Below are 21,804 nucleotides of genomic sequence, written 5' to 3'. Positions count from 1 at the left end.
GGCGGCTCCTTCAGATTAACCTGCTTTTCTTAGTGCAAAATCGCGACCAAACAGCAATTTGTTTCGAATTGAGCCAATTGGAGTCTGATCTGCAATCAGTTCTGCATACCATGAACCATCTTCAGTATCACCAAACAAAACGGCGCCGATGATCTGGTCGTGTTGAATGATGATACGCTTGTAAATCTGACGCTTATCGTCATTTAAAATGATGTCTTCATAGTCATCTTGTGGCTGAAAATTACCGGCAGAAAATACATCCACGCCACTGACTTTTAACTGAGTGGGCACAGTCGGCGCTTTAAAGGTTAAGCTGCCATGTTCTGCCAAATGGCTGGCACAGATAAAGGCTTGTCCCCACAGTGGCTCGACCAAACCAAAGGTTTGACCACGGTGCTCAATACATTCGCCGACGGCATAAATACTCGGATCGAAGGTTTGCATGGTGTCATTGACCAACACTCCACGATTACATCGCAGTCCGGCTCGTTGGGCCAGCTCAATATTTGGGCGGATACCTACCGCAAACACCACGAGGTCAGCCTTGAGTAAAGTGCCGTCGCTCAAGCGTAGCTGCTGAACATGACCATGTTCATCGCCAATTAAGGCCTCGGTATTGGCTTGAGTAAGGATACGGATTCCCTTGTGCTCAATACTGCTTTTAAGTAGCTCGCTGGCTCGCTGATCGAGCTGGCGATCCATGATTCGATCCATCAAATGCAGCACTGTCACCTGCATTCCACGTTGCTTTAACCCATACGCAGCTTCAAGGCCCAGTAAGCCACCTCCAATCACAATGGCGTGAGTTTTGCTAGATGCGTAATCCACCATGGTGTTGACATCATAGATATCACGAAAGCTGATGACGCCTTTGAGTTGATTCCCCTGTATCGGTGGAATAAACGGTTTTGATCCTGTTGCAAGAATCAAACGGTCGTAGTCGACGATCTGGCCTTGTTGTGTTGTCACTTGTTTACGGGTTCGATCAATTTTCACAGCCGGATCGCCCGCAATAAATCGCATTTGACGCTCTTGATACCACGCATGCGAATGCAACATGATGTCTTCTACCGTTTTTTCACCCGATAAAACAGGCGAAAGCATGATGCGGTTGTAATTGCCCCATGGCTCTTCACCAATCACGGTAATTTCATAGCGCTCGGCATTCATATCCAGTAAATCTTCTAGGCAGCGCATACCTGCCAAGCCATTTCCGACCAATACCAGCTTCAGTTTTTCTTGTGCAGTTCCGTTGTTGGTAATGTACGTCTTTTGCGCTATGGGCGAAACATAAACCCGTCCTTGTTCGACTTTGGTTGGAAATACCAATAGTCGTTGGTCTTTATCTTCCAGACAGCGACCTGTGGCCAAGCTAAAATGCTGCTTATAGATTGGAGATGCGACAACACGCTCACCTTGTAAGTCGCCAATAATCCCGCGAGACATCACATTTGCGCCACTAAACGGATCGGTATTACTGAGCGCATACACTCGTTGCTCATGTCCCACACGAAATAGCGCAATCTGCTGCTTGTGAAGAAGCGCACCCACTCCCGTATTGGGCGTAATATCATTTAGTGCGCAAATCTCGATCCATTCTGCATCATTCACTCGATTTAAGGCTTTTAAACTGGTCATGTGTTTGTCTCCTTATGCTTCAACCATGGGAATACGATCTTCATGACGTTCGCTGTCTTTAAGCGGACGGATCTGACCTCGTTCTTGGGTAAACTGAATGTGTGGATCGTGTTGCTCTTTTTGGTTGATGAACGTCTGGAAGCGTTTGCGTACTTCAGGATCTTCCACAGCAGTACGCCATTCGTCCTGATAAGTGTTGATTACATGCGACATACGGCGCTCTAGCTCGTCCGCTATACCCAGTGAATCTTGAACAATAACCGCTTTGAGATAATCTAGACCACCTTCCATGTTGTCGCGCCATACACTGGTCCGCTGTAAACGATCTGCGGTTTGAATGTAAAACATGAAGAAACGGTCGATATAACGAATCAATGTATCGGTGTCTAAGTCCGAAGCCAGTAGTTCTGCGTGACGTGGTTTCATTCCGCCATTACCGCACACATAAAGATTCCAGCCTTTTTCTGTAGCAATGACGCCGACATCTTTCCCTTGGGCCTCTGCACACTCACGAGTACACCCAGAAACTGCCATTTTTAATTTATGTGGAGAGCGCAGGCCTTTGTAACGATTTTCAAGAAAGATCGCCAAACCAACCGAATCATCGACACCATAGCGACACCATGTGCTGCCTACACACGATTTGACCGTGCGCAGCGATTTACCGTAAGCATGACCCGACTCAAAACCGGCAGCAATCAACTCTTCCCAAATCAATGGCAACTGATGCACCTGTGCTCCAAACATATCCACACGCTGACCACCGGTGATCTTGGTATAAAGATTATATTTTTTGGCGATTTGCCCGACTGCAATTAACCCATCTGGAGTAACTTCACCGCCCGCCATGCGCGGTACAATCGAATACGAGCCATCTTTTTGAATATTGCCCAAATAATAATCGTTGCTGTCTTGCAAACCTGCATGAGTGGGTTTTAAAACAAAATCGTTCCAGCATGAGGCTAAAATATTGGCAACCGTCGGTTTACAGATATCACAGCCTAATCCATGACCGTGCTGATGGATCAAATCATCGAAAGTTTTGATTTCATTGACACGAACCAAGTGATACAGCTCTTGGCGCGAATAAGCAAAATGCTCACAAATGTGGTTATTCACCGTAACGCCCTGACGCTGTAACTCTGATTTAAGTACTTGTGTCACTAAAGGGGCACAGCCACCGCAAGCTGTAGCTGCTTTTGTACATTTCTTTAATGCACCTAATGATGTCGCGCCGTCTTCAATCGCCTGACAGATATCGGCTTTAGACACATTATTGCATGAGCAAATAGTTGCGCTATCTGGAAGTAAGTCGATGCCACTGCCGCCTGCCTTAGCAGCACCGGATTGAGCATATCCCGGCATAATCAAGCTTTCAGGTTGATCTGGTAAATCCAGACCGTTAAGCATCATTTGTAATAAATCATTGTACTCTTTGGCATCGCCCACCAATACGGCGCCAAGCAGTTTGGTTTTTTGAGCATTGACCACAATTTTCTTATAAATGAGTGCGTCTTCATCGGCATAAAAATAGCTCAACGCATCGGGTGTCATGGCATGTGCATCACCAATCGATGCCACATCTACCCCCATCAACTTGAGTTTGGTACTCATATCAGCGCCAGCAAAGCCATGAGTACTTTCATCCAGTACATGTTTGGCAGCTATACGCGCCATATCATACCCAGGCGCAACAAGACCATAAATTTTGTTGTCCCAAAGTGCACATTCACCAATGGCATAAATATTTGGATCTGAAGTTTGGCAGTATTGATTAATCTTGATACCGCCCCGTTCACCTATAGCAAGCCCAGACGCTTTGGCTAATTCATCACGTGGGCGAATACCGGCTGAAAACAAAACAATATCGGTTTCAAGTGAGCTGCCGTCTGCAAACTTCATCACATGATGACTGGTTTCACCTTCTTCAATTGACTGCGTGGCTTTTTGCGTATGAACTTTTACCCCCAAGTTTTCAATTTTACGGCGTAATACTTTGCCACCTAAGTCGTCGATCTGTACTGCCATCAAGCGCGGCGCAAACTCGACCACATGTGTTTCAAGATTTAAATCGCGTAATGCCTTGGCGGCTTCAAGCCCTAATAAACCACCGCCAATCACCACACCAGATTTAGCCTTTAAACTTGCAGCACGAAGTGCATCTAGATCTTCAATGGTGCGATACACAAAACAGTTTGAACGGTCGTTTCCAGCAATTGGTGGTACAAATGCATAAGATCCGGTTGCCAAAATGAGTTTGTCATAAGCAATGACATCACCGGCAGATGTGGTCACTGTTTTTTCAACAGGGTCAATTGCGGTTGCGCGAGTATTTAAACGTAAATCGATACCATAGGCGTCGGCAAAATCCATACGTGCAAGAGAAAGGTCTTTGGCACTTTTACCGCTAAAGTATTCGCTCAAATGCACTCGGTCATATGCGATTCTCGGCTCTTCGGCCAAAATGGTGATTTCCATTTCATCATCTGCTTTTTCCATCAAGCTTTCGATAAATTTGTGCCCGACCATACCGTGGCCAATCATGACAAGTTTCATGGGTATTCTCCGAATAGATATAAGATAGGTCAGTTCTGGTTATGCAAGGTTGTTTCGTTCAAGAACGGCTTGCTCAAAAAGACGCTGTTCTTTCACCTTATGCTCGACCGAAAAACGAATCAGCATCACAAAACCTGCTGCCACCACCACCAGACCACCCAACACCATCAAACAGGTTTGAATATCCACCATGCCTTTTAACAAGAAACCCGCTGCCACTGCGCCAACATTACCGCCAGCACCAATGATGCCTGCAACACCACCCAGCGCGTCACGATCGATAAACGGAACCAATGCATAGGTTGCACCACATGCCATGTGGGTAAACAGTGCAAATACGGTCATACTTAAAATCGCCAGCATCGGAGTATTCATTTGAGAGAATAAAACCAGAAATAAACCTTCACACAAAATCATGACAAAAAGTACTTTCGTGCGGCCATCGAGGCCTTTTTTCATGGCTACTTTATCGGACACAATGCCACCGAGTGCGCGGGCAAATAAAGCAAGCAAACCAAAGATACCCGCTGCAAATCCAGCTTCCTTAAGGCCAAAGTTAAAGTTATTGACGTAGTACATGGCTACGATGTTATGAATAAAGATTTCAATACCAAAACACGCCGCATAGGCACCAAATAAAATCCAGACGCGATAGTTACGTGCAGCATGCATCAAAATCGCCATACCGCCTTTTTTATCGCTCCCGACTGCAACTCCTTGTGCGCGAAGTTCTTTAAAATTACCTTGTGGGCAGTCTTGGGTCAGTTTCCAGTACAGCAGGCCTACAATCACCATCATCATACCCGGAACCAGTAAGGCCACACGCCAGCCCATGCTTTGCTCTACGCCAAACATCACCAGTGCAGCAAGCAAAAGCGGCATTAACGCTTGTGTAGCACCACCACCCGCATTTCCCCAGCCCGCAGTGGTGGCATTGGCCGTACCCACTACATTTGGAGCAAACATGATACTGGTGTGATATTGGGTAATAACAAAGCTTGCCCCGATGGCACCAATGAGTAATCTAAAGAATAAGAAGGATTCATAACTGTTTGCAACAGCGACACCAAAAACAGGAATACTGCCAATCAGCAATAAAGCAGTATAGGTTTTACGTGGGCCGTATTTGTCACATAGCGGCCCGACAATAAGGCGAACCAAAATGGTAATCGCAACGGCGGCAATATTGATATTGGCAATCTGATCTTTAGTGAGGTGAAATTCACCTGCAATCACCGGCATAAGTGGTGCACATGCAAACCAAGCAAAAAAACAGACAAAAAAAGCGAGCCAACTCATATGGAAGGCTCGCATCGCTGGAACTTTAAAACTAAATAGATTTATTTTCGTCGCTTTTTTTGCTGTTAAATCTAAATTTGAAGACATGGCCTTCTCCTGAACTGAACGTAATATGGGCTAAACAGCTTGCGCTGTATTGGCAATCGATCAGAACGGACGTCGTTGGCCGTCTTACAAATTTTTTAAAACAGAGTCGTCTTTGACTCAGTAATATCTATGCAAAGCATGTGCCAGTTTTTCGTTTTATGCTTTTTTTATTTAAAAATCGTTCCTTTAAGCTCGCTTTTTGATGGCTCACCTTTTTAAACAAGATCAACAGTCGATTTTTGCTTCTTATTTAACGAATAATAGTCGGCACATGCGTCATGACGAGACGCCAATGCACCACAATAGATCACTTCATAAGATCGAAGTACAAATAACCATCAAATTTTACTCTTTTTAAGGTGGCACTTATCTTGCTATGCAATTTTTCAATTATTTTCGCTTACACTGTTTCGCAAATGCGAAAAATTATGCCCTACGACCTATGCCAAAATTAAAAATTGCATTGATTGATGACGATATCGAACGCGCTGAATTTGTTCAACAAAACTTGCGTGCGCATGATTTTGATGTGGTGGCATGTCTACCGTTAGACCACTTGAATACATTTAAGCTTGAAAATCTTCAGGCCGATGTCATTTTGCTGGATATGGATCATCCACATCGTGACATTATTGAAAGCTGCGTCAGTCACTTTGATTTGCCTACAGTACTCTTTACCAAAAACAGCAACAAAGAAACCATCAAACAGGCCATCGATGCCGGTGTAACCGCCTATATTGTGGATGGTATTGACCCTGCACGCTTGGAAACCATTCTGGAAATTTCGATTGAACAGTTTAAAAAGCATAAGCAGCTCGAAAGCGATTTAAAAGAAACCAAGCTCAAGCTAGCAGACCGAAAAGATATCGAAAAAGCCAAAGTGCTTCTGATGCAGCTTCATAGCCTGACCGAAGACACCGCATTTCAGTTACTACGCAAAAATGCCATGAGTCACCGTATCACGATCGGTGAAATGGCACGGCGGCTGATCGATGCCCAGCAATTACTCAATAGCCAGTTAAAAGAGGACTAACATGAGCCACTTGGAAAAAACACAACTGCATATTGGTTATATTCCTTTACTGGATTGTATTGCATTACTTTGGGCAAAACAGCGCGGTTTTTTTGATGACTTCGGACTTGATGTTACTTTGGTTAAGGAAGCCTCATGGGCAAGTTTGCGGGATCGTCTGGCTTTTGGCATTTTAGATGCCGCACATTGTTTATCTGCCATGCTCCCTGCTGCGGCAGTAGGCGAAGACCAAATCGGTATTCAGCTCAAAACACCTTTAGTTTTAAGTATTAATCGTGCCTATATCAGCTTAAGCCAGAAGCTCAGTCATGATTTACACATTCAACCCGCAGATACGCCGTTTCAATCGGCATACAAACTGGTACAGCATCTTCATGCAGGACATCCGGTTCATCTGGCGCATGTGTTTAATCATTCGATTCATCACTATTGCTTAAGAGTATGGATTGCACTTGCAGATCCAAGTGTGGCACAAGACATTGTATTAAAAACGCTACCGCCACCGTATATGGTCGAGGCAATTTCTTCTCATGCCATAGACGGTTTTTGTGTAGGTGAACCATGGAATACCCAAGGTGAAGTCGAAGGTGTGAGCCAAATTGTAGCGCACAGCCGCGATATTGTTCCCGAAATTGCAGATAAAGTATTGGCAGTCACGCATGAATGGGCATCACATCATCCAAATACCTTAGGTGCACTTACTGCTGCTATTCTCAAGGCTCAGCGTGAGCTTGAAATACTGGAGGACTTCAAACCGGTCTGGCAAATGCTCATCGACTTTAATGTAATTCGCTTTCAATGTAACGAAGAGATTCATGTTCAGAAATACCATGCTCTGGAAAAAATTATTCGACACTTGGTTTTAGACCATACAGCGCCAAAACAAACCGATATGCAATGGTTATTTGAACAAATGCAAACTTGGCAAGGTTTGAATCTAGAGCAGACAGCACTACAGCGCTTGAGCAAGCAATGTATCGATTTAAAAAGTCACATGGCAGCAAGACAACTACTTGAAGACTAACGTACATTTTATTCGACATAAACAAATTAATTAACAGCAGATCAAAAGGTTAGTTTGTTGAATGTGTGTGCAGTCGTTACAAATTTTAGCAACGATATGTTAAAAATGGATTTAGTATGAAAACTTAGCAAAAGCATCAGGACGAGGATATGGACAGCAGAGAAAAATTGGCAGATGAAAATAATCCAAACTATGCCCGTATTGAACCATACGATCAGCCTGCTGGTGGTTGGGGCGCATTACTCAGTGTTGCACGTAATCTGAAGCGGCAAGAAACGTTTAAAAAAGGTTCGATTTCTCTGCTCAATATTAACCAGCCGACCGGATTCGACTGTCCGGGATGTGCATGGCCAGAAAAAAAAGATACGCAAACTTTTAACTTTTGTGAAAACGGCGCCAAAGCTGTGGCATTTGAAGCCACCAGTAAGCGCGTAACGCCTGAGTTTTTTGCAACGCATACTGTAAGCTGGCTATCTGAACAAAGTGATTTCTTTTTGGAAGACGTTGGGCGTATTACCGACCCAATGCGATACGATGCAGCAACAGACAAATATGTACCAATCTCTTGGGATGATGCGTTTCAACTGATCGCCAAACATTTGCAAGCGCTCGACAACCCTAACGAGGCTGCCTTTTATACTTCTGGACGCGCCAGTAACGAAGCCGCCTTTTTATACCAACTTTTTGTACGTAGCTTCGGTACCAACAATTTTCCCGATTGCTCCAATATGTGTCATGAGCCGACCAGTGTGGGCTTAAAAGATGCCATTGGTTTGGGTAAAGGCACTGTAACGCTAGACGACTTTGATCTGGCCGATACGATCTTTAGTTTTGGACATAATCCGGGGACCAATCACCCGCGTATGCTCGCAACCTTACGAGAAGTGTCTAAACGTGGAGGCACCATTGTTGCACTCAATCCGCTTAAAGAACGCGGACTAGAACGTTTTCAAGACCCTCAAGCCCCACTTGAAATGATGACCAACGGCAGCACGCCGATCAGTCGCTATTATTTCCAGCCGAGTATTGGGGGGGATTACGCGATTATGTTTGGTTTGTTAAAACATACCCATGAATGGAACAAACAAGCCGTCGCACAAGGAAAGCCAAGTTTATTCGATCAAGCATTTATTGAGGAGCAAACGATTGGTTTTTCAGACATGCTTGCCGAGCTGGATCGTACCGAATGGGCAGAGATTCATCGTTATACTGGCTTGAGCCCAGACCACCTTGAAGCGCTCGCCAAGCTCTATATTCAATCTGAGCGCCCAATCTTTTGCTGGGGAATGGGCATTACCCAACATCGACATGGTACAGCCAACGTTCATTTACTTGCCAACTTGGTGTTATGCCGTGGCCTATTAGGTAAGCCGGGTGCAGGGCTCGCACCCATTCGTGGGCATAGTAATGTACAGGGCGATCGTACGGTAGGCATTAATGAGCGTCCGGCACCTAAACTACTCGATAGCTTAGATCGCGTGTTTGGAATAAAAAGCCCACGTGAAAACGGATTGGGCGTCGTCGAAACCATCAAAGCGATGGCCGATGGCCGCGTAAAAGTCTTTATTGCCCTCGGTGGCAATTTTGCAGTTGCGACACCCGACAGTCATTTTACTCAAGATGCACTACGCAAGTGTAAACTCACCGTACATATTACCACCAAGATGAATCGAAGCCATTTGGTGTGCGGTGAAGATGCCTTGATGCTGCCTTGTTTGGGACGTACTGAAATTGACATGCAAAAACACGGACCTCAAGCGATCAGTGTTGAAGATTCGATGAGTAATGTGCATTTATCTTCGGGGCCAAATCAGCCTATTTCATCTGATCTATTGTCTGAACCAGATATTGTGGCACGCATTGCAGAAGCGACACTCAAAGAAACGCCTGTTCAATGGCGCTGGTACATTGAAAACTACGATCGTATCCGCGATGCGATTTCAGAAGTGTTTGATGAATTTCATGATTTCAATAAACGCGTTTATCAGCCGGGTGGTTTTCATCTCGAACATCCAGCAAATAGCTACACATGGAATACTGCCAGCAGTAAGGCACAGTTTATCATTTCACCACTCAGTGAAATTTATGCCGATAAAGAACACCAGTATGCCGATGCCTATCCAGATGCAAAAGTGTATACCCTGATGACTACCCGTTCTCACGATCAGTATAACACGACATTGTACGGTCTTGATGATCGTTATCGAGGTGTTTTTGGTCAGCGCCGCGTTTTGTTTATGAATGAACAGGATATTCAAGCATCTGGTTTCAAAGCAGATCAGTGGGTCGATATCGAAAGTGTGTTTTCCGATGGTCAAAAACGTATTGTGAAAAGCTTCCGTATTGTGCCATATAACGTACCTGTCGGTAGTTTGGCTGCGTATTATCCTGAAACTAACCCTTTAGTTGCCTTAAGTAGCCACGATAAACACGCCCGGATTCCTGCATCGAAAAGCATTCCAGTGATTTTACATGCGGGTCAACCACCTGAAAACTTTAATCTGGCGGCAGAAGTCGATCCCGAACATGCCAATGGATGAATCTAATCAAATCGACGCCTTGAGAAAATCCATTTTTTCTCAAGGTCATCAATCGGTTTCGGTGACACGCTATCGCCATCATGAAATTAGTACGGGTTTAGACGAAGTGGTTGAAGAATATCCCGTTGCTTTAATTTATAACGGTATATCACATGCCGTGATGATGGTGACTCCCGTCAATCTGGATCTGTTTGCAATTGGCTTTAGTCTGAGCGAAGGCATTATTCAGCATGTACGTCAGATTTATGATCTAGACATTGAGAAAAGTCCGCTGGGTTATCAAATACACATCACCATTGCTTCTGAAGCTTTTGCACAATTAAAAGCACATAGACGTTCTTTGATTGGTCAAACCGGTTGTGGACTTTGCGGTATTGAAAGTCTGCAACAAGTGGATGCGTCTTTAGCAAAAATTACCATATCTGCTCCTACAGAATGGCTGTCATTGATTCCCGCAGCCATGATTTCGCTACAAAAACGACAGCCCATTAGTGCCGTGACTGGTGGTGCACACGCAGCAGCATGGGTGTGTGAAGGTGATGTACTTATGGTGTTTGAAGATGCTGGCCGGCATAATGCACTAGATAAACTGATTGGCTATTTGGTCAAGCATAAGATTCCATTAAACCAAGGCTTTGTCGTCATGACCAGCCGTGCAAGTTATGAACTGGTTAAGAAATGCATCCAGCTTGATATCTCATTACTGGCCACTATTTCTGCACCCAGTACACTGGCCATAGAAACAGCTAAGCGCTCAGGTCTGACTTTGGCAAGCTTTTGTCGTAATGAGCGCTTTTCAGTTTACACCTAAATTTGATGCGGCTATTCGCCCTCATGTTTTAGGTCATATGCCACTATTGCGGTGTAATGATAAAAATCATCTTGGGATGCAACATAAGCATGGCTAATCGATTTAATTTCGACACGCCTGTTTTTACTGTATTCGTATTCAATCCAGTGATTGATATCGGTTTCAAGTTTACTAAACACTTTGGTTTCAAAAATTTTAACCTGTTGCATCACTGTTCACTCCTTAAACGGTTTTAATGCGCTACATGCCATTCATTTTTAGTTTCTTGTTATATGTTTATTCTTGCTGATGTTTTTAATCCATAAGAGCCTCTTTACATTATCTTAACATGCCGATTAATGCAGTGATACTTTCACTTCATCAGATCACAGAGGAAGCAATACAATTAACATAAAACATAAAAAACGTGATTTACTTTACATTTAACATTTCATGCGTATAATTCATCAAACTTATTGATCCCTAATTAATGAGTAAACAGAAAGTCCGACTTGAGCGAGTTCGGGCTTTCTTTTTTCATATCGTATTTAATGCAGATTCTTAAAATCACATTGCGCCGGATCAATCCAAGCCAGTAGAGGCCCAAGCTGTGTAATGCGATCATTTCGTTGATGTGCGGCCCAGTACAAACTAGAAATTGAACCATCTAAATACAACGCATTATCGATTTGTAGTTCATCTTTAAAAAGCCGAGCTAGCGCATAAAAATTGACGCGATTACGCGTGATCACAAAATAAAGTTGATTGTCTTTCACACCCACTGCATTTCGAATCTTCAAAGAATCTGAATCTGCTAAGAATTTAGAATGAATGTTTCCATTGATGACAAGCATAGGCCCCGACTGAGTCGCATATTTTGTATGAAATACACTCTTCGTAAACTCGGATGTTGATTTAATAATTGCTTCGCGATCATTCCAAGCCAACACACCATTGGGTTGAAGAAAAAAATTGCCATATCCATCTTGGGTATTTAAAGCAGTTCTTTGTTGATCTGCCTCAATATAAAGCCCTACAGGTTCACGGTCGCGATGATACATACCAGCATTCATTGCAAAAACCAAATGTTGGCAGGCTGGCAAACTGTTTTGTAATGCAGAAAATGAGCCATATTTTTTGAGCGTATCTGGATCATTTAATGCCAATGATAGCTTAGATAGATCGCTCACCTGTATGACGATGGCATCAACACCGAGCTGACTGTGTATTTCTCGATAAGTAGGTGCAAGCTTTGCAAAGGCGGGAACACTCAGACACATGAATACAAATGAAAAAATATAAATCATTTGTTTCTTTTTAAATCGCATCTAAATTAGCTCCCGATTACAACTACTATGTAGTGACTCAAATGATTTGAATATAGCGTCAAAGTATTGCAGCTTTTACAATAGTGACACATTTTTTTGGTTATAATTGGGCACACCTAAGTCTATGTACAGATTTTTGTTGGTTTAGGAGCACATGCAGCGCACAAACAAACGCTATCCAATTGGTTCGCATCTTGTGGTTTATCATTTTGGATACAGTCACCATGGTATTTATGCCGGACGTGGACGCGTGATCCATTATTCAGGCTTTGCTCACCTATTTAAAAAAAAGCCGATCGAGATCACCACTTTAAGTCATTTTTCTCATGGTAAAAAAATTCATGTCCGTCACTACGAACACGCCCGATATAAAGGCCGTATTGTCGTGAGGCGGATGCGCTCACGCATGCATGAAAATCACTATCACCTCATACTCAATAATTGCGAGCATTTATGCTCTTGGGCCATTACCGGTATTGAAGACAGTCCGCAAGTTGTAAAAATGATGAATCGACTCACCACGATTGGCTATATCAGCTCAATTATGAGTTATATGAACAGTTTTTTCTTGACCATTGCGACCACCTGCTTTGCAATCGTGCTGTATATTAAAAAGAAATTGCGTGAACGTGCAAAAATGAAAGCGCCCTATCATTTACTTTTAAAAGATGAGCAAAAAAATAAGCTACCCTAAAGTAGCTTATTTTTAATCTAAAACTGTCGTACTTTACCCTGCGGAGCCTTGCGAAAAAATAAGGCTATCGCCTTATTTTTTCTCAGGTTTAAAGCTGTCTTTTAAGTCTAAAATGCGGTTAAAGACTGGTTTTTCAGGCGTATGATCATAACGATCTGCAACAAAGTAACCCTCACGTTCAAACTGGAAACGTTGCTCCGGTGCAGCCTCTGCCAGTGCGGGCTCAATATAAGCTTGCATTACTTTTAGTGATTCTGGATTCAGGTTTTCCAAGAAATCATCACCCGTTTCAGGATCTGCTTCGGTAAACAGACGGTCATAAATACGCACTTCGGCAGGAAGTCCTTTGGTTGCAGATACCCAGTGAATCACACCTTTTACCTTACGCCCTTCAGGGTTTTTACCTAAAGTATCTGGATCAATCGAGCATTTCAACTCAATCACTTCGCCGCTTGCATCTTTGATGACTTCATCGCATTTAATGACATAAGCATGGCGTAAACGCACTTCGCCCTCTGGTACCAAACGTTTAAAGCCTTTTGGTGGCACTTCTTCAAAATCTTTACGGTCAATGTAAAGCTCAGAAGTTAATGGAATCACGCGGTCCCCCATATCCACATTTGGATGGCGGGCATGCACAAGATCCAATGCTTCAGACAAATTGGTTAAGGTCACCTTTAATGGATTGAGCACTGCCATACCGCGGCCAGCAGTATTTTCAAGTGACTGACGAATACAAAACTCGAGCATGGCCACATCAACAATACCGTCTGTTTTAGACACACCCACACGTTTACAGAAATCACGTAAGCCTTCTGGTGTAAACCCGCGACGACGCATCCCCACAACCGTTGGCATACGTGGATCATCCCAGCCATTTACAAAGCCACCTTCAACCAGACGGCGAAGCTTACGCTTAGATGTAATGGTGTAATCCACATTTAAACGCGAAGATTCATACTGACGTGGAACCGCGTTTGAGTGAACTTTTTCAATGATCCAGTCATAAAATGGGCGGTGATCTTGAAACTCAAGCGTACATAGTGAATGCGTTACACCCTCAATGGCATCTGACAACGGATGCGCATAGTCATACATTGGATAAATTTTCCATGTATTGCCTGTTTGGTGATGCTCTGAATGCAAAATTCGGTACAAGATCGGATCACGCATATGTACATTTGGGCTAGTCATATCAATCTTGGCGCGTAACACTGCATGACCTTCTGGATATGTTCCATCACGCATTTTTTCAAAACGTTCGAGATTTTCCGCAACGCTTGCATCACGATAAGGTGAGTTTTTACCAGGTTCAACAAAGTTACCGCGGTTTAGCTTGATTTCGTCAGGGGTTTGCAAGTCGACATAAGCATCGCCTTGCTCAATCAGTTGCACGGCCCACGTGTAAAGCTGATCAAAATAGCTCGATGCATAGCGTGGCTCACCTTGCCAGTCGAAACCTAACCATTTTACGTCGTTGGCAATCCCATCTACGTATTCTTGTTCTTCAGCATCTGGGTTGGTGTCGTCAAATCTAAGGTTACAATAGCCTCCAAACTCTTCTGCTACACCAAAGTTCAAGCAGATGGCTTTGACGTGTCCGATATGCAAGTAGCCATTTGGCTCAGGCGGAAAACGAGTCACCACCGTTTCGGTACGACCAGCATTTAAATCCTCTGTAATGACTTGTCTTACAAAGTCTAAGCCTGCCTGTTGTTCTTGCTGCGCAGAATCGACAGGTGCATGCGTAGATGTCGGAGAGTTAGGCACAGTTGAAACAACATCATTTGGCTTCATATAGATATTTCACTTCTTACACGTTAAATTTTGAATGAATGTAAAGCAATCTTTGTTTTTTAACAAAGATTTTTACGTTTTTACTTGCCATGTAGTTTACAGTTTGCTTATGCTTCTCTCAACCAAAAAACCCATGGCTTTCGTGTCCATGATTAGGAGATTATGTAATGAGTTTTCCTCAAGTCGAATTAAACACCAATAAAGGTCGTATTGTTCTTGAGCTTAACCCTGAAAAAGCGCCTAAAACAGTTGCTAACTTCTTGGAATATGTTCGTGATGGTTTCTATGACGGCGTGATTTTTCACCGCGTCATTGATGGTTTTATGATCCAAGGCGGCGGCATGGACGAAAACTTTAAAGAAAAAGCCACTCGCGATTCTATTGAAAACGAAGCAGATAATGGTTTGAGCAATGACGAAGGCACGATTGCTATGGCACGTACCCAAGCGCCTCACTCTGCATCTGCACAATTCTTTATCAACGTTAAAAACAACTCATTCCTCAACCACACAGGTAAAACTGCGCAAGGTTGGGGTTATGCGGTGTTTGGTAAAGTTGTTGAAGGTTTAGACGTTGTAAACACAATCAAAGGTGTTCGTACTGGTAATCGTGGTTACCACGCCGACGTTCCTCTTGAAAATGTTGTGATTGAATCTGCTAAAATTATCGCTGAATAATTTTAGACGGATCTATTCGTGACCTATCTGTTTATCTCAGATTTGCATCTGTCACCTGAACACCCTCGACTCGTTCGAGGGTTTTTAGATTTATTGATACACTATCAAGACCGTAACACCCAGCTTTATATTATGGGCGACTGGTTTAATGCCTGGATTGGCGACGACTACAGCGCACCTTGGCTAGATGAAATTGTCGCTGCACTGATCGTATTTCACCAAGCTGGAAATCAGGTTTATTTTCAGGCTGGAAATCGAGACTTTGCAGTGGGTGCTGAATTTTTAAAACAATTTGCTGGTACTTTACTCCCCGATGTCTATGAATTAAACATTGCAGGGGTTCATTATCGAATTGAGCACGGCGATGCACTCTGTACCGATGATATTGCCTATCAACGCTTTAAAAAGATTATCCGCAATCCGTTACTGATCGCGATTTTAAAACGTACACCTTTAAGCTTTAGACAAAGACTCGCGAATGGATTTCGGCAAAAAAGCCACGACCAAAAACAACAAAAAAGCTATGACATTATGGATGTCAACGATGCCGCCGTTCATCAGGCACTCCAATATCCCGATATTCTCATTCATGGACATACACACCGTCCTCAAATCCACCATACCTATGACAAAACTCGCATTGTGCTGGGTGACTGGCGTGAAAAAGAAGGATGCGCCATGATTTTAGAAGTCCATGAAAACGGACAATATGAGTTTATTGAGTGGACAATACACTAAATTTTATTTTAGTGGTTTAAACAAAAAACTGCTTAGGCTATGCTAAAAACATTGATTCGCTTCATATTTATTGAGTGTAACTAAAAGGTTTTAATGATGGATGTATTAAACGCCACACAAATGCGCTACACCACAAAAGCGTACGACGCTTCAAAAAAAATTCCAGACCACCAATTTCAACGCTTACTCGAAATTCTTCGTTTAACACCGTCATCGGTTAATATTCAGCCTTGGCATTTTTTAATTGCAGACAACATCGAAGCCAAAACACGAATCGCCAAAGGACTGACAGGTCGTTATGCCTATAATGCACCTAAGGTACTAGATGCTTCACATAGCATTATTTTTTGTACGCGTACCGATGTCACACAGGAACATCTAGAGCAGCTCCTCAAACAAGATGATTTGAATGGACGTTTTAAAGACGAAAAAGCCAAGGAAGCTCAAGGTCAAACTCGTGCAGGCTATGTCGAATATTATCGAAACGAGCAGCAAAATCTTTATGGCTGGATGGAAAATCAAACCTTTATTGCGCTGGGTCAGCTTTTACTAGCGGCAGGTTTAGAAGGCGTCGATGCCACGCCGATGGGTGGATTCGACGAAGAAATCATCAGTCAGGAATTTGCACTTGCTGAAAAAGGATTGCGCCCATCTGTCATTGTGTCACTAGGCTATCGTAGTGAAAGCGATTTCAATGCCCAATTACCTAAATCTCGTCTCGATGACGCAGTTATTTTTACCACACTTTAATGATACCTAGTGCTCATCGGGCAAAACACTCTGTCCGATGTAGCAATTTACATGGCTTTCGCTAAGCACAGAATTCCAAGAACTCCCAAGATCAGACCAAGCATAGCTTTCCAATCGGTACGCTCTTTAAATATGATCATTCCACTTAACACACCAAATACCACAACGAGCAGATTCATGCCTGCAAATACAATCGCAGGACTGTCTTTGAGCAGCACATGTGCCTGAACATACAACGCAATATTGGCAAAATTGAAACCTCCAAGTAGCAAACCACCCAAAACATTTTTAATTTGCATGTTTTGTTTTGCAAATACATAGACATAAACAAAGGAAAATACGAATGCCAAGATGAATACCAGATTCAACGTCATTGGTAATTTCAGGCCTAAACTGCTGGTATATTTAAGTAAAATATCAATTAGTGCATATCCGGCCCAAACACCAACCAACCCGCTCCATGCTTTTCGATGGTTGACTGAAACATGCTCGGTTTTGCTCATCACAATCAAGGCAACCGCGATGAGTCCTAATCCCATACCGAGTATTTTAAAGGTACTCATGGCCTCATGAAAAATAAAAAAAGCGGCCAGCAACGACAACACCACTGAAAGACGCTGTGCAAGTTCAGTTTTTACAATGCCGGCGTGCTGTAACGACTTGGCAAGTAATAAAAATACGCTCGGCAATGCCATTGCTAACACGATAATTAACCACCACGGCGTGTGTTGAACAGACAGATGCGCAATATTTGGCTGAAACCATAAAAAGCACAACAGGCTGGCACTTACATAATTCCAGACAATCAGTTGAAGCGGTTCAAAGCCTTTCGATTTGAGCACTTTGAGTAAAACAGACACCAGCACGCTACAACATGCTGCCAACACAATAAATCCCATGGTATTGCCTCATAAAAAAAGAAAAGCCCAACAAGTGGGCTTTTCAAAACGTCGAGCTAATTATTTATAACGACTTACCATCGCTTCTAAAGAAATAGGACGAATCTTGTCTGCATTGCCTGCTGTACCAAATGATTGATAACGTTCGATACATACTTGTTTCATTGCATCAACAGTTTTTGCAAAATATTTACGCGGGTCAAATTCGGCAGGATTTTCCGCCATGAAACGACGAATTGCACCGGTTGAAGCCAAACGTAAATCGGTATCGATGTTGATTTTACGTACACCGTGCTTGATTGCTTCAACAAGCTGCTCTACTGGCACACCGTAAGTTTCGCCAATTTGTCCACCGTTATCGTTGATAATTTTCAACCAGTCTTGTGGTACAGAACTTGAACCGTGCATCACAAGGTGTGTATTTGGCAACGCAGCATGAATTTCTTTAATGCGGTCAATCGCCAAGATATCGCCTGTAGGTGGACGGGTAAACTTGTAAGCACCATGTGATGTACCTACTGCAATTGCAAGAGCATCGACATTGGTATCTGCAACAAACTGAGTTGCTTCTTCAACAGAAGTCAAAAGCTGTGAATGGTCTAATACACCTTCTGCACCGACACCATCTTCTTCACCAGCAAGACCAGTTTCAAGACTGCCCAAGCATCCGATTTCGCCTTCTACAGATACGCCACACGCATGCGCGAGTTCAACAACACGACGTGTTACATCGACGTTGTAATCATAAGACGTTGGCGTTTTACCATCTGCACCAAGTGATCCATCCATCATGACCGAGCTAAAGCCCAACTGAATCGAACGCTGACAAACATCAGGGCTGGTTCCATGATCTTGATGCATTACCACCGGAATATGTGGCCATTCTTCGATTGCTGCCAAAATCAAGTGACGTAAAAATGGAGCGCCTGCATATTTGCGTGCACCTGCCGAAGCTTGAACAATTACAGGTGAGTTGGTTTCATCCGCTGCCAACATGATCGCGCGCATTTGCTCAAGATTGTTTACATTAAACGCTGGTACGCCGTAGTTATGTTCTGCAGCGTGATCCAAGAGCTGGCGCAATGAGATAAGTGCCATAATATCCTCCCAGGTAGTGGCACCTATTCTACAGTGTCATGTATTTCAATTCAGCAACAAATCACACAATTTCAAAAAAAAATCCCTGTATTTGCAGGGACTTTTATAAAACCAAAGCGTATTACTTGGCTTTTTCTTGATTCTGCTCAGTTGCTCCAGCATTTTCAGCAGCAGGTGTCGCTGCATCTGCCGGCGCATTCGAAACAGACTCTGGAATATCTGTATTTTTTTCATCCATAACGGGCTTATCCAAAGCATCAATTGCAGCTTGCTGCTCTGGTGTCACTTTTTCATCTGCTGGTGCCGACTGTCCTTGCTGTGCTGCCGGTGCATCGTTCTTTTTAGAACATGCAGTCAATGTTAATGGTGCAATAATTAACGCAGCGAGTAGAATGTTTAACTTCATCAGATTGTCTCATCACGGGTGATTCGTTGGACAGATTTTATTGCAGATATATGACAGTTCGATGAATCTCATATGAAAAAAAACCAGCCTTCAGGCCGGTTTTTTTAAGCAAGTGAGCGATTAAGCGCGTTCGAGCAATACAGCTACTGCTGGTAGAGTTTTACCTTCAACGAACTCAAGGAAGGCACCGCCACCTGTTGAAATATAGCTAATCTTGTCTGCAACGTTGTATTTGTCAATTGCTGCCAATGTATCACCACCACCTGCAATCGAGAAACCTGCCGATTCAGCAATCGCTGTAGATAAAGCCTTGGTGCCTTCGCCAAATTGATCGACTTCAAACACACCCACAGGGCCATTCCATAAAATGGTTTTAGACGCTTCTAAAATTTTAGCAAATGCTTTTGCTGTGTCTGGGCCAACATCTAAAATCATGTCGTTGTCAGCAACATCACTTACTGGCTTGATCGTGGCTTGTGCTGAGGCAAGTGAGCCTAGGAAATCGTCAAAATGAATTTGTGAAGCGTCTGCTACGACCACATCAGTTGGTAATGGCACACTCACCTTAGCGGCAATACTTTTTGCCGTTTCAATCAGATCGGCTTCATAAAGTGACTTGCCTACATTGTAGCCCGCTGCAGCGAGGAAAGTATTGGCAATACCACCACCAACAATTAACTGATCGCAGATAGTAGAGAGTGAATTGAGCACATCAAGCTTCGTCGACACTTTCGAACCCGCTACAATTGCGACCATTGGTTTTTCAGGAGTTTCCATAGCACGGCCCAAAGCGTCAAGTTCAGCTGCCAACAATGGCCCTGCCGCTGCAACCGGTGCAAAACGTGCAACGCCTTCTGTAGACGCTTCTGCACGGTGCGCTGTACCGAAGGCATCCATTACAAATACATCGCAAAGTGCTGCATATTTTTGAGCAAGTTCAGGATTATTTTTCTTTTCACCATGATTAAAGCGCACGTTTTCAAGCAAAACCACTTGACCTGACGCGACCTCAACACCTTCGAGGTAATCTGTCAAAAGTTTAACCTCTTGCCCAAGCGCCTTAGACAGATACTCAGCGACTGGAGCCAACGATTGCTCGGCTTTAGGTTCACCTTCAACAGGACGCCCCAAATGAGAACACACCATGACTGCAGCACCTTGAGCCAATGCAGCTTGAATGGTAGGCAATGCAGCACGTAAACGGGCATCACTGGTAATTTGACCATTTTTTACGGGTACATTTAAATCTTCACGAATTAATACTCGTTTTGTGTTTAAGTCGAGGTCCGTCATACGCTTAAAGTTCATTGAGTGCTCTCTTTTACTCTTATGAAAATTATAAATGGCGACATTTTAAATGATTATGATAAAAAAAGTGAGTTTTTTTATAGAAAAGCTGTCGAACGTCTTCATTTTCATTATGATAGATGGAGTTGTACTACGAAATTACGATGCAAAGCCTTATGTCTATTCATCCAGATCCAAAAATTAATAAGTTAAACGTACTTGGCGAACCGTTGGCAAGCTGTTGTTTCGATCCAATTACAGGGTATTTCCGAAATGGATTTTGCCATACAGCCACCACAGACCTCGGTCAACATACTGTTTGTGCAGAAATGACCTCGGAGTTTTTGAGCTTTTCACAAAAAGTCGGCAATGATTTGATTACGCCGCTACCAGAAGTTGGTTTTCCGGGCTTAAAACCTGGTGATTTCTGGTGTATCTGTGTGTCTCGCTGGGTGGAAGCCTATCAGGCAGGCAAAGCGCCCAATGTGAAATTACATGCGTGTCATCAATCGGTGCTGAGTTATGTTCCCATAGATATCTTGCTCGACTACGCGGTTTAAGCACCATGCAGCAAATTATTTTGGCGTCGAGCAGTCAGACCCGTAAAGCATTAATGGATCGTTTGGGCATCACCTATACTGTCCTATCTCCAGATATTGACGAAACACCACGTGGCGAAACACATGCCGATCAACTCGCATCTCGTTTGGCCTACGAGAAGGCGCAGCATATTGCAAAAGACTATCCAAATGCTGTAGTGATTGGTTCGGATCAGGTTGCATGGCGTATTCATCAGCCCGATCAATTTATTGGAAAGCCGCTGAGCGCTGAAAATGCTATTGCACAGCTCAAGCAAAATTCGGGGCAAACGGTGTGTTTTAGCACAGGTTTGAGCATACATCATAGAGCTTCAGGTTTTGAGCACACGCTTATCGAGCATTATCAGGTAAAATTTAGAGTATTGACCGATGCTGAAATCGAGCGCTATGTCGCCATCGAGCAACCTTTACAGTGTGCAGGGAGTTTTCGATGTGAAGGACTAGGCATCAGCTTATTTGAATCGATGCAAGGATCAGATCAGACCACGCTGATGGGCCTTCCCTTAATTCAAGTGTGTCGTATTCTCCGCTCTTTCGGTCTTGCTTTACCTTAATTTAATATAG

20 protein-coding genes are annotated in these 21,804 nt (G+C 43.4%); 10 read left to right on the top strand and 10 right to left on the bottom strand.

All coding sequences use genetic code 11. The features are described from left to right. Positions 1-15: 15 nt before the first annotated feature. From nirD to L2096_RS06780, 3 genes are read right to left on the bottom strand one after another with little or no spacing between them, the layout of a single operon-like run. A complete protein-coding gene (gene nirD, locus L2096_RS06790; RefSeq protein WP_250365112.1) occupies positions 16-1,638 on the bottom strand; it encodes a nitrite reductase small subunit NirD in 1,623 nt (540 codons plus the stop codon). Positions 1,639-1,650: 12 nt separating this feature from the next. After that, positions 1,651-4,194 carry a nitrite reductase large subunit NirB gene (gene nirB, locus L2096_RS06785; RefSeq protein ID WP_250365111.1) on the bottom strand — a complete coding sequence of 848 codons (2,544 nt, stop codon included), beginning with the start codon at positions 4,192-4,194 and terminating at the stop codon, positions 1,651-1,653. Positions 4,195-4,233: 39 nt separating this feature from the next. Next, positions 4,234-5,580, bottom strand: coding sequence for an MFS transporter (locus tag L2096_RS06780; protein WP_250365110.1), 1,347 nt, complete (start codon positions 5,578-5,580; stop codon positions 4,234-4,236). A 442-nt stretch (positions 5,581-6,022) separates the two neighbouring features. Here L2096_RS06780 and L2096_RS06775 point away from each other — a divergent pair, with 442 nt between their 5' ends. From L2096_RS06775 to fdhD, 4 genes are all read left to right on the top strand, one after another. Beyond that, positions 6,023-6,613, top strand: a complete 591-nt coding sequence (locus L2096_RS06775) for an ANTAR domain-containing response regulator (RefSeq protein WP_250365109.1) — start codon at positions 6,023-6,025, stop codon at positions 6,611-6,613. Position 6,614: 1 nt separating this feature from the next. Beyond that, positions 6,615-7,637 carry an ABC transporter substrate-binding protein gene (locus L2096_RS06770; protein WP_250365108.1) on the top strand — a complete coding sequence of 341 codons (1,023 nt, stop codon included), beginning with the start codon at positions 6,615-6,617 and terminating at the stop codon, positions 7,635-7,637. Positions 7,638-7,786: 149 nt separating this feature from the next. After that, on the top strand, positions 7,787-10,177 hold the full coding sequence (locus L2096_RS06765) for an FdhF/YdeP family oxidoreductase (RefSeq protein ID WP_250365107.1): 2,391 nt from the start codon (positions 7,787-7,789) through the stop codon (positions 10,175-10,177). Then, entirely contained in the window at positions 10,164-10,988 is an 825-nt protein-coding gene (gene fdhD, locus L2096_RS06760; protein WP_151764112.1) for a formate dehydrogenase accessory sulfurtransferase FdhD, read from the top strand. The genes L2096_RS06765 and fdhD overlap by 14 nt, the downstream gene beginning before the upstream one ends. An 11-nt stretch (positions 10,989-10,999) precedes the next feature. Here fdhD and L2096_RS06755 read toward each other — a convergent pair whose 3' ends face one another. Both L2096_RS06755 and L2096_RS06750 read right to left on the bottom strand, forming a co-directional pair. Then, the gene (locus L2096_RS06755) at positions 11,000-11,197 is read right to left on the bottom strand and encodes a DUF2536 family protein (protein ID WP_048764317.1); all 198 of its coding nucleotides are present in this window, start codon (positions 11,195-11,197) and stop codon (positions 11,000-11,002) included. Between the two features lie 318 nt (positions 11,198-11,515). After that, positions 11,516-12,247, bottom strand: coding sequence for a phosphodiester glycosidase family protein (locus L2096_RS06750; protein ID WP_502801290.1), 732 nt, complete (start codon positions 12,245-12,247; stop codon positions 11,516-11,518). A 202-nt stretch (positions 12,248-12,449) separates the two neighbouring features. Between L2096_RS06750 and L2096_RS06745 the strand changes: the two genes are divergently transcribed. Continuing rightward, positions 12,450-12,989: a lecithin retinol acyltransferase family protein gene (locus L2096_RS06745; protein ID WP_004947175.1), complete on the top strand. Its 540-nt coding sequence runs from the start codon at positions 12,450-12,452 to the stop codon at positions 12,987-12,989. A 72-nt stretch (positions 12,990-13,061) separates the two neighbouring features. On the opposite strand, the gene L2096_RS06740 is transcribed toward L2096_RS06745, so the two are convergent. Next, complete coding sequence (locus tag L2096_RS06740) at positions 13,062-14,786, bottom strand: glutamine--tRNA ligase/YqeY domain fusion protein (RefSeq protein WP_250365105.1); 1,725 nt, start codon at positions 14,784-14,786, stop codon at positions 13,062-13,064. A 167-nt stretch (positions 14,787-14,953) separates the two neighbouring features. On the opposite strand from L2096_RS06740, the gene L2096_RS06735 reads away from it, so the two are divergent. The 3 genes from L2096_RS06735 (at position 14,954) to nfsB (ending at position 16,951) form a co-directional block, all read left to right on the top strand. Then, positions 14,954-15,463: a peptidylprolyl isomerase gene (locus L2096_RS06735; RefSeq protein WP_004937354.1), complete on the top strand. Its 510-nt coding sequence runs from the start codon at positions 14,954-14,956 to the stop codon at positions 15,461-15,463. 18 nt (positions 15,464-15,481) lie between these two features. After that, positions 15,482-16,201, top strand: a complete 720-nt coding sequence (locus L2096_RS06730) for a UDP-2,3-diacylglucosamine diphosphatase (RefSeq protein ID WP_004937353.1) — start codon at positions 15,482-15,484, stop codon at positions 16,199-16,201. Between the two features lie 96 nt (positions 16,202-16,297). Further along, positions 16,298-16,951 (top strand): oxygen-insensitive NAD(P)H nitroreductase, encoded by a 654-nt coding sequence (gene nfsB / locus L2096_RS06725; protein WP_039909919.1) that lies wholly within the window; start codon positions 16,298-16,300, stop codon positions 16,949-16,951. Between the two features lie 47 nt (positions 16,952-16,998). Here nfsB and L2096_RS06720 read toward each other — a convergent pair whose 3' ends face one another. From L2096_RS06720 to L2096_RS06705, 4 genes are all read right to left on the bottom strand, one after another. Continuing rightward, a complete protein-coding gene (locus L2096_RS06720) occupies positions 16,999-17,850 on the bottom strand; it encodes an EamA family transporter (RefSeq protein ID WP_250365104.1) in 852 nt (283 codons plus the stop codon). Positions 17,851-17,910: 60 nt separating this feature from the next. Then, the gene (fba, locus tag L2096_RS06715; RefSeq protein ID WP_004937347.1) at positions 17,911-18,948 is read right to left on the bottom strand and encodes a class II fructose-bisphosphate aldolase; all 1,038 of its coding nucleotides are present in this window, start codon (positions 18,946-18,948) and stop codon (positions 17,911-17,913) included. Between the two features lie 121 nt (positions 18,949-19,069). Continuing rightward, positions 19,070-19,354, bottom strand: a complete 285-nt coding sequence (locus tag L2096_RS06710; protein ID WP_004937345.1) for a hypothetical protein — start codon at positions 19,352-19,354, stop codon at positions 19,070-19,072. 120 nt (positions 19,355-19,474) lie between these two features. Further along, the gene (locus L2096_RS06705; protein WP_004947159.1) at positions 19,475-20,662 is read right to left on the bottom strand and encodes a phosphoglycerate kinase; all 1,188 of its coding nucleotides are present in this window, start codon (positions 20,660-20,662) and stop codon (positions 19,475-19,477) included. A 155-nt stretch (positions 20,663-20,817) separates the two neighbouring features. On the opposite strand from L2096_RS06705, the gene L2096_RS06700 reads away from it, so the two are divergent. Both L2096_RS06700 and L2096_RS06695 read left to right on the top strand, forming a co-directional pair. Beyond that, positions 20,818-21,201, top strand: a complete 384-nt coding sequence (locus L2096_RS06700) for a DUF2237 family protein (RefSeq protein WP_025095132.1) — start codon at positions 20,818-20,820, stop codon at positions 21,199-21,201. A 5-nt stretch (positions 21,202-21,206) separates the two neighbouring features. Further along, a complete protein-coding gene (locus L2096_RS06695) occupies positions 21,207-21,794 on the top strand; it encodes a Maf family protein (RefSeq protein ID WP_250365103.1) in 588 nt (195 codons plus the stop codon). The last annotated feature ends 10 nt before the right edge of the window (positions 21,795-21,804 follow it).

The sequence above is a fragment of the Acinetobacter sp. ACZLY 512 genome, from assembly GCF_023614015.1.
Taxonomy (GTDB): Bacteria; Pseudomonadota; Gammaproteobacteria; order Pseudomonadales; family Moraxellaceae; genus Acinetobacter; species Acinetobacter soli.
The sequence above is the reverse complement of the archived record's forward strand: the minus strand, read 5'-3'. Positions and strand labels throughout refer to the sequence as shown.